Genomic DNA, 12,457 nt, shown 5'->3' with positions numbered 1-12,457 from the left:
CGCCCTCACGGGCATGCTGGCTGCGGGTGAGTTCGGTCCAGGCCATCGTGGTCTCCGTTCAGTGTCGTACCCGAACAGAAACACAACCTCCTGAACTCACTCAATTAGTTTCAAATCGGGCTCTCAGGCAGATTGCCCCGATTGCGGCGGGCGACCTTGGATCGCCGCGGACCGGACGAGGCCGTGGCGTCTTCATCCTGCTGGGCCTCTGCCTCGACGACGGCAGTTTCCAGATCTTCGAAGGCCAGCTGCCGCTCGTCCTCACTCAGTTTCTCGGACCTTTTGCCATGCACGACCTGGTTCAGTTCGGCGACGAGGTGCTCGAGGCGCTTGTTGGCTTCCCTGAGTGCATCACGCTCGCGCAGGACGGCCAGAACAGCGTCACGCTGGTCTTCCGGAATGGCCGACAGGTCGAGGGATAGGGCGCTGGACATGGCGGCATCATATCCCGCTCCTGCGTTTGTCAGGCCGGCTTTCCCCGCCCTGAGTCACTCTGCCACAGCGGGGGCGCGCGTCTCCAGAGACCGCACCCGCCGCCAGTCCAGCCCGGCGAACAGCGCCTCGAACTGGGCGCGATTCAGGGTCATCGCACCATCCCGGATCGCGGGCCAGGTGAAGGTGCTCTCCTCCAGCCGTTTGTAGGCCATGACGAGACCGCTGCCGTCCCAGAACAGGATCTTCATCCGGTCTGCGCGCTTCGCCCGAAAGATAAAGACCGTCCCGGTGAACGGATCTTCGGTCAAGGTCGACTGCACCAAGGCTGCCAGTCCATCATGCCCCTTGCGGAAGTCTACCGGCTTCGTCGCCACCAGGATGCGGACCCCTTGAGACGGCATCAGCATGCAGGCGCTTCCAGAGTGCGCACGATCGCGGCGATCTGACCTGCCGACGTGTCAGAAGACAGCTCGATCCGGGTTGTTCCCTTGACGATCCGGATCACCTGCTGGGGCTTCGCGTCGGAAAGCTCGGGCGTCTCAGTCGGATCGCAAATGACCAGAGGCGCGAAGACCGGCTCTCCGAGTTCCGCCGGAGGAAGAACCAGCTGGCCCTGCTTTGCCAGACGCCGCCAAGCCGAGAGCTGGTTTGGGCGGATGTCATATCGCTCGGCAATCGCATTCACGGTCGCTCCCGGCTCCAAAGTCTCTGCCACAGCGCGAGCCTTCACGTCGTCCGGCCAGCGCCGATGACCTGACCCGTAGATCTCGACGCCCAGAGATCTGAGAAACGAATTTGTCGCGCACATTGCGAAACACACTCCCCATCATGAGATGGATATCACCTCGCAGTGCCGGAGCTCATCTACAACGTGGGGCGCAGCCGCCGCTTACTGTTGATCGGCAGGCCACGGAATCCTTTCTTTCGGCCGTGAAAGCGCTGGAGATTCCCACCCACGATTGGCGTTCGATCTTCTCTGTTGCGTCGCCGCGGATTCAGTTCGCGTATTCGCATATATGTGTGATCTCGCGACAGTTGCGCTCCCGGCCACCCATAAACATTGACCGGTTCACCGCACCATGGTGCGCTGATCGACAACGCCACAGGGAGGAAGACTGCCATGACAAGAAACACAAAACTCGATCGGTTTGCCGCAGGGGCGGCGCTGGTGATCGCGGTCGGAACGATGCCGCAAATTGCGGCGGCCGAAGTGACACTCAAGGTTGCAGATACCTTTCCGCCCGGCCACTACATCGTCGAGACCGGCACCACCTACTGGATGGACCGCGTAACCGAGCTGACCGATGGCGAGGTCAAGTTTCAGTATTTCGGTGCCGGTCAGTTGGGTTCGCTGCGCGATATGTTCTCGATGGTGCAGACAGGCGTGGTGGACATCGGCTATGTTCCGCCGGCCTATAACGGGGGCACGATGCCGCTGGCGGGCGTGCACACGCTTCCTGGCCTTTTCTCGCAGAGCGTTGTCGGGACGCCCGCTTTTTTTGAAACGGTGACGTCGGATCCGATCCTGCAAAACGACTTCCTGGCCAACGGGATGCGCCCAGTCTGGGGTGTAATGACCTCGACCTACAACCTGTTCACCCGCGACCAGGATGTTAGCGGCATTGATGACATCAAAGGGCTGAAACTGAAAACCATTGCCGGGAACATGGCGGAGTCGGTCAAGGCCCTAGGGGGCGCGCCGGTTGATATTCCCAGCCCGGAAACCTATCAGGCCATCCGCACCGGCACCGTCGACGGCACGATCTTTCCCACCACCAGCATCTATTCCTACAAGCTGGACGAGGTAATCGATACCGCCGTTCTGGGTCTGGATGTTTTTGTGTATTGGGCGCCCTACGCGATCCGCGAGGAGGTCTGGCAGGATCTGTCGCCAGAGCATCAACAGGCCATTCAACAGGCGTCGCAGGAGGCGATGCAGCGAGTTGCCGAAGAAACCGACCGATCGGCCGCCGAGCTTGAGGACAAGATGCGGGACAGCGGTATCGAGGTCATCGTTCTGGATGAAGCGCAGCGCGAAAAGGTCAAATCGGCCACAGCGCCGGTGTTCGATGCCTGGGTCTCTGGTCTGCAAGAGCGCGGACTGCCTGCGGGCGAAGTGCTGGAGATGTTTCGTGCGAACATCGAAAAGCACCAGACGCAGTAAGGCGCGCAACCGTGTCCCGTCACGATCTTGATCCCCGAGAGGACGCCGTGCCGTCGCCGAGAGTTGGATTGCACGGTCCTCTGGGCCGAGCGATGGACCGGGTGGATACCGGGATGAACTGGCTGTCGCGCGCTGCGATGATGGTCATGCTGGTGCTGATCCTCATACAGGTCTTTACGCGCTATATCCTGAATGACCCGATCGAAGGGGTCATTGGCGCTACAGAGCTATATCTGATGCCCATCATCGTGTTCGGAAGCCTGAGCTATCTGGAAATGTATGATGGCCACGTGCGAGTGGGGATAGTGTTTGATGCTCTGCCCGAAGGGCTGCGGGCCGGTTTCAATGTCGTCTTGCGATTGGCAGCGGCCGCGTTTTTTGCGCTGATCTGTTACGGTGCCTCGCGCGAGGCGCTTAAGGCGTGGGACTTCGGATATCGCACATCCGGCGACATCGACGCGCCTCTCGTCACCACGCTTGTGATTGCGCCGATTGGCTGCGTGCTGATCGTTCTGCGCCTTCTCGTAAATGCGGCGGGTGACGTTCAGCACCTTCGCGGCGCTTCGGATCGGATTGGCTGAGTATGGAATTTCTTGCACCTGTGTCGCTATTGCTGGCGGGGCTTCTCGTCGTCGGGATGCCGATAGGCTTCGCGATGGGCATCGCCGGCACCGTCGGCCTGTATCTGATCGGCGGGCTCAATCTGGCGCTCGGCATCCTGTCGGTGGCCCCGTATCGCAACACCGCCTCTTGGCTGTTGACCGCCATTCCCTTGTTCATCTTGATGGCCGAGATCCTGTCGGCCAGTCGGATTTCGTCGGACATGTTCCGCGCCGCCAACAGGTGGGTGGGCCATTTGCCCGGCGGACTGGCCGTGGCCACGGTCTTTACCAGCGCAGGCTTCGGGGCGGTTTCGGGCTCGTCCACCGCGGCGACGGCCACGATGGCGCGCACCGTCGCGCCCGAGGCTGAGAAATATGGCTATGACCGCGGCATGATCGTAGGCACGGTTGCGGCCGCCGGGACGTTGTCGATCATGATCCCGCCTTCGGTTGTGCTGATGGTTTACGGTATCATCACCGAAACCTCGATCGGCGGGCTGTTCATTGCCGGCATTCTGCCGGGTCTCATTACCGCGCTCAGCTTTGCCGGGATCACGATGGTCTGGGCGACGCTGAACCGCGATCTGGCGCCACCAGTGCAAAGCCATGGGTGGCGTGAGCGCTTCGCGTCACTGCGCGACATCTGGCCGGTGGTTCTGCTGTTCGTCTTTGTCGTGGCCGGGATTTATTCTGGCGCTGTCACCGTGACCGAAGCCGCCGCGGTCGGCTGCTTTGGCGCGATCATGATTGCCGCCGTGTTGCTCAGACGTATGGGCTGGCGCGAATTCATGGGGGCGCTCGAACGTACAACGCGCCCGACTGCAATGATCTTCACCATTATTATCGGGGCGCACATTTTCGGCTATTTTGTCACCCTGACCATGGCACCGCAGGCGCTGGTTTCGTACGTGCAAGGGCTTGAGATCGGGCCGGGCGTGGTGATTTTAATCCTGATCCTGATCTACATCCTGCTGGGCTGCGTGATGGATCAGCTGGCGATCCTGATCCTGACCATGCCGATCGTCTTTCCAATGGTCATGGAGCTTGGCTATTCGCCGATCTGGTTCGGCATCCTGGTGACCAAAACGGTCGAAATCGGGCTGATTACCCCCCCAATCGGAATGAACGTTTTCGTCGCCAGCTCGATCACCGGCGTACCTCTTAAACGGGTCTTTGTCGGGGTGCTGCCTTTCGTGCTGGCCGAGTTCGCGGTCTTGGCCCTGATCGCATTCTTTCCCGAGATCGTAACCGTGTTCTCGGGCGAATACTGACAACCTGAAGGAGCGTAACTTGGAACTGGGACTAAAGGACAAGGTGGCTATCGTCACCGGATCGGGTCGCGGGATCGGCGCAGTGACCGCCCGCGCGCTGGCCGAAGAGGGGGCGAAGGTGGTGATCACCGATATCGACCCCGAAACCACAGAAGCCACCCGCGCCGCTCTTGAGGCCGACGGATACGACGCGATCGGCGTGGTCTGCGATGTCACGAACGAGGCACAGGTCGAAGCCCTCGTCTCGCGCACGATCGAAGCATTTGGCGCCGTCCACATCCTGGTCAACAATGCCGGATTTCCGCGCGACAACTACATCACCAAGATGCCCGAACAGGACTGGGACGCTGTTGTGGGCGTGATCCTGAAGGGTGCCTATACCTGCTCGCGCGCCGTGGTGCCGTACTTCATGGAACAGAAGTGGGGCCGGGTGATCAACATCTCCTCTCGCGCCTATCTCGGCAATCCGGGACAGACCAACTATGCCGCCGCCAAGGCCGGCATCATCGGCTTCACCCGGGCGCTGGGGATGGAACAGGGGCGCTTCAATGTCACCGTAAATGCCATCGCGCCGGGGTTCATCGCCACCGAGATGATCGAGGCGCTTCCAAACTACGACCGGATAAAGTCGCGCGCTCTGGCAATGAATACCGTGCAGCGCCTTGGCAACGAACGCGACATCGCCAACGGCGTGGTGTTCCTCGCCTCGGATGCGGCGGAATACATCTCGGGCGAGACGCTTCACATCACCGGGGGGCGATATGGCTAAACATGTCCCGGCCTCCGCCTGTGTCGAGGATCAAGAGACGCGGATGCTGCGAGACAGCATCCGGGGCTTCATGGCGCGCGAGCTGACCGAAGAGCGCATCTCGCAATGCGAGGCGACGGGCGATCTGCCCTGGGCGATAATGGGCGAGCTACGCCAGTTCGGCTATCTTGGCGGGCTTCTCTCGGAAGAGGCCGGTGGCTACGGCCTCAGCTATCGCACCTGGGCGATGATGATGGAGGAAGCAGGATACCGCTGGCTTTCACTCCGGGTTCTGCTCAACACCGTGAACATCGTGATCGCACTGTTCCACCACCTGGGCGATGCGCGCCAGAAGGAAAAGTGGCTGAAACCCGTCATGGCTGGCCAGATGCCGGTCTGGGTGGGGATCACCGAACCCGACCACGGCTCTGATGTTGCCTCGGTGCAGACCCGCGCCGAGGACAAGGGCGACCACTGGCTGATCAATGGCGGCAAGCTGTGGACGACGAACGGCGTCAACGGCCGGGTCGGAATCCTGGTGGCACGGACATTCACGGAAGGCTGTGATGGCGATCTGAGTCTGTTCATCGTGGACCTCGAGGAGACCGATTTCGAAGCTTCGCGGGTGGGCACGATGTTCATCAAGGCCACCGCGACATCGCAGCTGGCCTTTCAAGACGCAAAGGTGCCAAAGGAAAACCTGTTGGGTCCTGCGGGAAAGGGCCTCAAGGCGATCCTTACGGGGTTGAATTATGGCCGGCTCAACGTGGCGGCGGGCGCGGTGGGCGCGGCGCAGCGGTCGTTGGACCTGTCCACCGATTACGTCAAGACGCGCAAGCAGTTCGGCAACGTGATCGGAAGCTATCAGCTGGTGCAGAAGCTGATCGTCGACATGACCATCCGCACCGAAGCGGCGCGCGCGTTGACTGACCGTGCCGCCCAAGCGCTGGACGCGGGTCTGCCTGGGCGCAAGGAATGCTCGATTGCCAAGCTCTATGCCAGCGAGGCGGCGCATGAGGTGGCCTCGATGGCGCTGCAGGCGCACGGCGGGCTGGGCTATTCGACCGACTACCCCGTCGAACGGTTGTTCCGCGACACGCGCGGCGGGCTGATCCCCGAAGGCACATCGGAAATCCAGACATTGATCATAGGGCGCGAGGTTCTCGGGATCTCGGCCTTCACCTGAGGAGGCGGCCATGCCGATGACCTTTCTCCAGGCCCTGAGGTTGAACGCGCGGCGGTTCCCCACGAAACCCTCGGTGGTGTTCGAGGGGAGGAGCCAGACCTATACGGATTTCCTTGACCGGGTGGAACGGATGATGACGGTGCTGGCGCGGCGCGGCATCGGACCGGGCGACAAGGTGGCGGTGATCTCGGAAAATCATCCCGATTTCCTTGCCGCCTATGTGGCGGTGACGGGGCTAGGCGCAATTCCCGCACCGATCAACTATCGCATCGCGCCCGAAGTCATGGCCGATGTGGTTGCCCGCTCGGACAGCAAAACCCTGCTGCTGGGCGATGCGGCGCTGGATCATGCCGATCTGTTCCGGACCGTGGTGGACGACATCGTCACCATCGGCGACGGGGCCCCGCAAGGACTGCCGCGCCTGTCGGACCTTCTGGCAGACACACCGCCCGATCCGCCGCAAGGGCAGGACGGCACCACGATCATGCTGCACACGTCGGGGACCACCGGCAAGCCCAAGGGCGCGCTGCGCAGTCTCTTCGGCATGGAGGAACGCGCCATCGAGCAGCGTTTCCGCCCCGACGACCGGGCGCTGTCGGCGCTGCCGATCTGCCTGTCGGCCGGCTGCACCTATACGCTGCTGCCGCTTTATCTGGGTGCCAGCGTCTATCTGATGCGCCGCTTCGACGGGGCCGCCGCGCTACGGCTGATCGAAGACGAGCGGCTGACCGCCACCATGCTGCTGCCCGCCATGCTCCAGCGGATGGTCGAGGCCGAGGGGTTCGCGAGCGCCGATCTGTCGTCGCTGGGGACTTTGCAATCTGGCGGCGGCGAGATGTATCTCGACCTCAAGCGTGCCGCGCTCGACAAGTTCGGCGATGCGCTGATGATCTATGCCGCCTCCAGCGAAGCAGGACCCTATGCCAACCTGACCGCTCGGGATCTGCGCCGCAACCTTGCGGGCAACTGCGTCGGCCGCCCCTTCTTCGGGGTGGAACTCAAACTGCTGGACGACGATGGAAACGAGGTGCCGCAGGGCGAGGTCGGCGAGATCTGCACCCGCAGCGAAAGCCGCTACGACGGGTATTACAAGGATGAGGCGCTGACCGCTGAAACCCGGCGCGGCGACTATCTGACCGTGGGCGATCTGGGCCGGATCGACGACGAAGGGCTGCTCTGGTTCACGGGTCGCAAGCGCGACATCATCAAGAGCGGCGGCATCAATGTCTACGCCCCCGAGATCGAGGAGGCGCTGGCCGGCCACCCGGCGATTGCCGAGGCGCATTGCATCGGCCTGCCCGATCCGCACTGGACCGAGGCGATCTGCGCAGTGATCGTGCCCGCGCCGGGCGCGCAGCTGACAGCGGCCGATGTGATCGCCCATGCCGAAACCCGGCTTGACCGATACAAGCGCCCGCGGCGCGTGGTCTTTATGACGGCGGTGCCGCGCAACCTGACCGGCCGCGTTCTCAAGGCTGAACTGAAAGAGGCAGTGCTAGCGCTGCCAGAGGAGGAAACCCAATGACACGGCCCGATCTTTCGGCCCTCAAGGGCCAGCAACTCTACTGGGAGGACCTGAACGAAGGCGACCAGTTCGATAGCCCCACCCGTACCATCACCGAGGCCGACGTGGCTAATTTCGCCTGCCTGTCAGGCGACTTCAACCGGCTGCACGTCGATGCCGAATATGCCGCCGATTCGGCCTTTGGCCAGCGTATCGCGCACGGGCTTCTGGTGGTGTCGGTGATGTCCGGGCTGACCACGCGGATGCTGATGAACACGTTCCTGGAACCCTCGCTTCTGGGGTTGCTCGACATGCAGTGCAGCTTTCCCAACCCCACCTTCATCGGCGACACGATTGGCGTGCGCGTTACCGTAGCCGAGAAGCGCGAGACTTCGAAACCCGAACGCGGCATCCTGTCGTTCCGGCGCGAGGTCATCAACCAGCGTGGCGAAACCGTGGTGGAAGGGGTCTGGAAACTGCTCGTCCGGCGGGCGCCGCAAGGTGGCTGAGCCGGTGGTCGCCCGCGACTTTCCCGATCTTTCGCGGCTCTTGTCGCCACGCAGCGTGGCGATCCTGGGCGCCAGTGAAAGGCCCCGTAGCGTGGGCAGCGACACCTTGCTGAACCTTGCCGAGCATTCCGACTTCGATGGGCAGATCTTTCCGGTCAACCCCGGGCGTGAAAGGGTGCATGGTTTGCGCGCCTATTCTGCAATGTCGGCCTTGCCTGGCCCCGTCGATGTGGCGGTGGTGTGCCTTCCAGCCGATGCGGTGGTGGGCGCCTTGCGCGATTGCGCGGCAGCAGGAACGGGGTTTGCGGTGGTCTTCACCTCTGGCTTTGGCGAAACCGGGGATGAGGGCCGTGCCGTCGAAGCCGAGATGGCTGAAATCGCCCGGCAAAGCGGGATGCGCATCTACGGGCCGAACTCGCCAGGGCTGAGCAACATCAACCGCCGCCTTGGGCTGACCTTTTCACCGGTATTCAAGAACGACACGCTGGGCGGCGGCATTGGGCTTGTCACCCAGGGCGGCGGACTTGGCCGCGCCTTCATCCAGGCAAGCGAACGGGGTATCGGCGTTGGCCTGTGGTGCTCTACCGGCAACGAAGCCGACCTGACCATGGCCGATGTCGTGTACCACATGGTGGGCGATCCCGACATAAAGGTAATCGCCCTTCTCGCCGAAGGCTTCCGCGACGGGCCGCGCTTTCTGGCAGCTGCCCGCGCCGCTGCTCGCGCCGGCAAGCCGGTGGTGGCGATGAAGGTGGGCAAGTCGGACTATGGCGTTGCTGCCACCCGTTCGCACACCGCCGCGCTTGCCGGATCGGCGGCGGTCACCTCGGCACTGTTTCGCCAGCATGGCATCGTCGAGGTGGAGGATCTGGACGAATTGATCGATACGGTGGCGCTGTTCGAGCGCGTCGGCATCGCCCCGCGGCGGGGGATCTGCGTCTATTCCTTCTCGGGTGGCACAGCGGCGCTGGCCGCCGATATGGTGGGCAGCGCCGGGCTGATCCTGTCCGAACTGGCCCCCGGCACCCGCGCGGGGTTGCGTGCGCTGGCCCCGTCTTATGCGGCGGTCGATAACCCGGTGGACCTGACCACCCAGGTCTTCACCCAAGACAAGCTCAACCGCGATTGCCTGTCGCTGGTGGCGCGGGACCCGGCCACCGATGTTGTGCTTCTGCCGATTCCCGCCGACTACGGCCCGATCACCGACCGGTCCGCCGACGACATGGTCGCGCTGGCGCCGGACAGCCCGGCTCTGCTCCTGCCGGTCTGGATGAGCGGGCATCGCGCCGCTGGCTATGCCACGCTGAACGCGGCAGGGCTGGCGCCTTTTCGCAGCCTCGGCAAGGCAGTGACGGCGTTGAAGCGGCTGATCTGGCGCGGCGACTGGAGCCCCTCGGGGACCTCCACGCTTGCTCTACCCGCATTTCCGCCCGGCGAGCTTGACGAGGCTGCCGCCAAGGCGGTGCTGGCCGACCTGGGTCTGACCGTGCCCGAAGGACGGGTCGTGACCAGTGCCAGACAGGCAGGCGAGGCGGCGCGCGGGATCGGCTTTCCGGTGGTGCTCAAGGCGCTGGTGCCCGGTCTTCTGCACAAGACCGAAGCCGGGGCCGTGGCCGTCGGGCTGATGGATGAGCAGGCGCTGGCGGCGGCCTGGGGCGCGATGATGACATCGCTTTCAGCACAGGGGCACAGGCTGGAGCGCGCTCTGGTTGAGCGCATGGAACAGGGGCCGGGCGTCGAGGTGATGGCGGGACTGCACCGCGATCCGGTGTTCGGCCCGGTGGTGAGCTTCGGCCTCGGCGGCGTGATGGTCGAGGCGCTTTCTGACGTCACGCACCGCGCCGCGCCCTTTGGGCGGGACGAGGCGCTGGCGATGATCGACGAGATCCGCGGACGCGCACTGCTGGGTCCGCTGCGCGGCCGCCCCGGCGCCGATCTGGGCGCGCTGGCCGATCTTCTCGTGATCCTGGCCGCCCTGGGTGCGCGCGGCGACATCGCGGAGATGGATCTCAATCCGGTGCGCGCCGGTCCGGCGGGTGCGACGGTGCTTGACGCGGTGATCCTGCGCGCTCCGACCGAGATAGAAGGAAAGGCAAGGCAATGACGGTAAAGACGGACATCGGTTTCACCACCCGCGACCGCATCTATGTGCGCGGGCGCGATCTGGCCGATGAGATCCTGGGCAAGATGGATTTCGTCGACATGATCTATTTCACCGCCACGGGGAAAGAGCCGGATGCCCGCACCCGCGCGATGACCAACGCGATCATCGTCACCGCCACCGATCACGGCCTTACCCCCAGCGCCATCGCCGCGCGGATGACCATTCTCGGCGCGCCGGAATCGCTTCAGGGTGCGGTGGCCGCGGGCTTGCTGGGCGCGGGGAACCATTTTCTCGGCACCATGCAGAACGCCGCGGCCTTTACCCGCGACGAGATCGGCGAGCTGTCCGACAGCGACGACGACGCAGCCTATGCCGCCCGCGCGCAAGAGGCCGTGCGCGCCTTTCGCGCGGCGCGCCGGATCGTGCCAGGCCTCGGTCATCCGATCCATGTCGACGGCGACCCCCGCACGCCGGTCCTGCGCCGGATCGCCGGCGAGAATGGGTTCGACGGGCGGCACTGGCGCTTCATGGCGGCCGTCGAGGCCGCCGCCCGCGAGGAATATGGACGTCTGCTGCCCATCAACGCCGCCGGCGCGGTCGGGGCCACCGTTTCGGACATGGGGCTTGCCCCGATCTGGGCGCGGGCCTTCGCCCTGATTGGCCGATCCGCCGGGCTTCTGGCGCATCTGATGGAAGAGCTCGAAAATCCGCAGGGTCAGAAGATCTGGGACATGATCCTGGAACAGGACGACTCGGCGGAATGCGCCGGGATTGCCGACCCGGACCGCGCAGACAGCACAGGAGAGCAAAAATGACCGGCACTGCACCGCTTTCGGGGCTTCGCGTTCTCGATCTGACCGAGCTTCTGCCTGGGCCCTATGCAACGCAGCAACTGGCCGAGATGGGGGCCGAGGTCATCAAGGTCGAACGTCCTGCGGGCGACGCCGCGCGCGCCATGTTCCCCGGCCTCTTTGCCGCCGTGAACCGCGGCAAGAAAAGCATCGCCCTGAACCTAAAGGATGACACAGACCGCGCGGCTTTCCTGCGGCTGGCCAAACGGGCGGACGTCGTGATCGAGGGTTATCGCCCGGGCGTGACCGCGCGGCTGGGCATCGACTATGAGACGCTTTCGGCGCTCAATCCCGGCCTCGTCTACTGTTCGGTCAGCGGCTATGGTCAGACCGGGCCGGCGCGCGACTGGCCGGGGCATGATCTCAACTACGCGGCGATGGCGGGCGCGGTGGCGATCTCGGGCGCGCCCGACGGACCGCCTGAATACACGACGGGCGTGCCGATCGGGGATCTCTCGGCAGCCATGTATGCCATCATCACCATTCTTGCTGCGTTGCACGGACGCGACGCCACGGGGCGGGGCCAGTATCTGGACGTGGCGATCACCGACGCGCTGGCCAGCTGGGTCGCCCCGCGCTACGGTGTGTGGGACGCCGGACGCCAGGCCGGGCGCGAGATCACAAAGGCCGATATCCTGCGCCGCGCCGCCTATGGTATCTTCGCGACCGCCGACGGTAAATACATCACCATCGGCGCGATCGAGACGCATTTCTTCCGCCGCCTGATCCGTGCCACCGGGATGACGGGCTTCGACGATCCTGCGCTTGACGACTTCGCCGCACGCACCGACCGCACGGATGATATCCGCGCCGCCCTGACCCCGCTGATCGCCGCGCGTCCCTATGCGCATTGGGCGGAGATCTTCGAGGCCGAGGATGTTCCCTTCGCCCCGGTCAACGGGCTGGAGGATCTGGCCCGGGACCCGCAGCTCAAGGCGCGCGGGATGGTGCGCTCAGCCGGCGCGGCCCAGGTGATGGCCTTCCCGGTGCCGATGGCTGGGATGAGTGATCCGGCGGGCCACGTCCCGGCAGTGGGCGAGCATCAGGCCGAAATTCTGGACCAAGCCGAAAAGCTGGAGTGAG

Annotated in this window: 13 protein-coding genes; 10 read left to right on the top strand and 3 right to left on the bottom strand. The window is 64.1% G+C overall.

Annotated features, from left to right (window positions below):
• Nucleotides 1-110: 110 nt before the first annotated feature.
• Genes AAFO90_RS09785 through AAFO90_RS09775 form a run of 3 tightly spaced genes read right to left on the bottom strand, consistent with a single transcriptional unit; the run spans nucleotide 111 to nucleotide 1,243 of the window.
• On the bottom strand, nucleotides 111-434 hold the full coding sequence (locus tag AAFO90_RS09785; protein ID WP_347509273.1) for a transposase: 324 nt from the start codon (nucleotides 432-434) through the stop codon (nucleotides 111-113).
• A gap of 54 nt (nucleotides 435-488) precedes the next feature.
• Nucleotides 489-842, bottom strand: a complete 354-nt coding sequence (gene tnpB / locus AAFO90_RS09780) for an IS66 family insertion sequence element accessory protein TnpB (RefSeq protein WP_027264363.1) — start codon at nucleotides 840-842, stop codon at nucleotides 489-491.
• Entirely contained in the window at nucleotides 836-1,243 is a 408-nt protein-coding gene (locus AAFO90_RS09775; RefSeq protein ID WP_027264364.1) for a transposase, read from the bottom strand. Before AAFO90_RS09775 ends, tnpB begins: the two co-directional genes overlap by 7 nt.
• A 312-nt stretch (nucleotides 1,244-1,555) precedes the next feature.
• On the opposite strand from AAFO90_RS09775, the gene dctP reads away from it, so the two are divergent.
• From dctP to AAFO90_RS09725, 10 genes are read left to right on the top strand one after another with little or no spacing between them, the layout of a single operon-like run.
• Complete coding sequence (gene dctP / locus AAFO90_RS09770) at nucleotides 1,556-2,599, top strand: TRAP transporter substrate-binding protein DctP (RefSeq protein WP_027264365.1); 1,044 nt, start codon at nucleotides 1,556-1,558, stop codon at nucleotides 2,597-2,599.
• A gap of 11 nt (nucleotides 2,600-2,610) precedes the next feature.
• Complete coding sequence (locus AAFO90_RS09765; RefSeq protein ID WP_139236335.1) at nucleotides 2,611-3,180, top strand: TRAP transporter small permease subunit; 570 nt, start codon at nucleotides 2,611-2,613, stop codon at nucleotides 3,178-3,180.
• Nucleotides 3,181-3,182: 2 nt separating this feature from the next.
• A complete protein-coding gene (locus AAFO90_RS09760) occupies nucleotides 3,183-4,472 on the top strand; it encodes a TRAP transporter large permease (RefSeq protein WP_027264367.1) in 1,290 nt (429 codons plus the stop codon).
• A gap of 19 nt (nucleotides 4,473-4,491) precedes the next feature.
• Nucleotides 4,492-5,241: a 3-oxoacyl-ACP reductase FabG gene (fabG, locus tag AAFO90_RS09755; protein WP_027264368.1), complete on the top strand. Its 750-nt coding sequence runs from the start codon at nucleotides 4,492-4,494 to the stop codon at nucleotides 5,239-5,241.
• Complete coding sequence (locus AAFO90_RS09750; RefSeq protein ID WP_048534161.1) at nucleotides 5,234-6,406, top strand: acyl-CoA dehydrogenase family protein; 1,173 nt, start codon at nucleotides 5,234-5,236, stop codon at nucleotides 6,404-6,406. Before fabG ends, AAFO90_RS09750 begins: the two co-directional genes overlap by 8 nt.
• Nucleotides 6,407-6,416: 10 nt before the next feature.
• Nucleotides 6,417-7,931, top strand: a complete 1,515-nt coding sequence (locus tag AAFO90_RS09745; RefSeq protein ID WP_027264370.1) for an AMP-binding protein — start codon at nucleotides 6,417-6,419, stop codon at nucleotides 7,929-7,931.
• Nucleotides 7,928-8,419, top strand: coding sequence for a MaoC/PaaZ C-terminal domain-containing protein (locus AAFO90_RS09740; protein ID WP_027264371.1), 492 nt, complete (start codon nucleotides 7,928-7,930; stop codon nucleotides 8,417-8,419). Before AAFO90_RS09745 ends, AAFO90_RS09740 begins: the two co-directional genes overlap by 4 nt.
• A complete protein-coding gene (locus AAFO90_RS09735) occupies nucleotides 8,412-10,523 on the top strand; it encodes an acetate--CoA ligase family protein (protein WP_198952314.1) in 2,112 nt (703 codons plus the stop codon). The genes AAFO90_RS09740 and AAFO90_RS09735 overlap by 8 nt, the downstream gene beginning before the upstream one ends.
• The gene (locus tag AAFO90_RS09730) at nucleotides 10,520-11,338 is read left to right on the top strand and encodes a citryl-CoA lyase (protein WP_036051583.1); all 819 of its coding nucleotides are present in this window, start codon (nucleotides 10,520-10,522) and stop codon (nucleotides 11,336-11,338) included. The genes AAFO90_RS09735 and AAFO90_RS09730 overlap by 4 nt, the downstream gene beginning before the upstream one ends.
• Nucleotides 11,335-12,456 carry a CoA transferase gene (locus tag AAFO90_RS09725; RefSeq protein ID WP_027264373.1) on the top strand — a complete coding sequence of 374 codons (1,122 nt, stop codon included), beginning with the start codon at nucleotides 11,335-11,337 and terminating at the stop codon, nucleotides 12,454-12,456. Before AAFO90_RS09730 ends, AAFO90_RS09725 begins: the two co-directional genes overlap by 4 nt.
• The last annotated feature ends 1 nt before the right edge of the window (nucleotide 12,457 follow it).

Origin of the sequence: Phaeobacter sp. CAU 1743 (assembly GCF_039839315.1) — a bacterium.
Lineage (GTDB): Bacteria > Pseudomonadota > Alphaproteobacteria > Rhodobacterales > Rhodobacteraceae > Phycobacter > Phycobacter gallaeciensis_A.
This window is presented reverse-complemented; position numbering and strand designations above follow the sequence as displayed.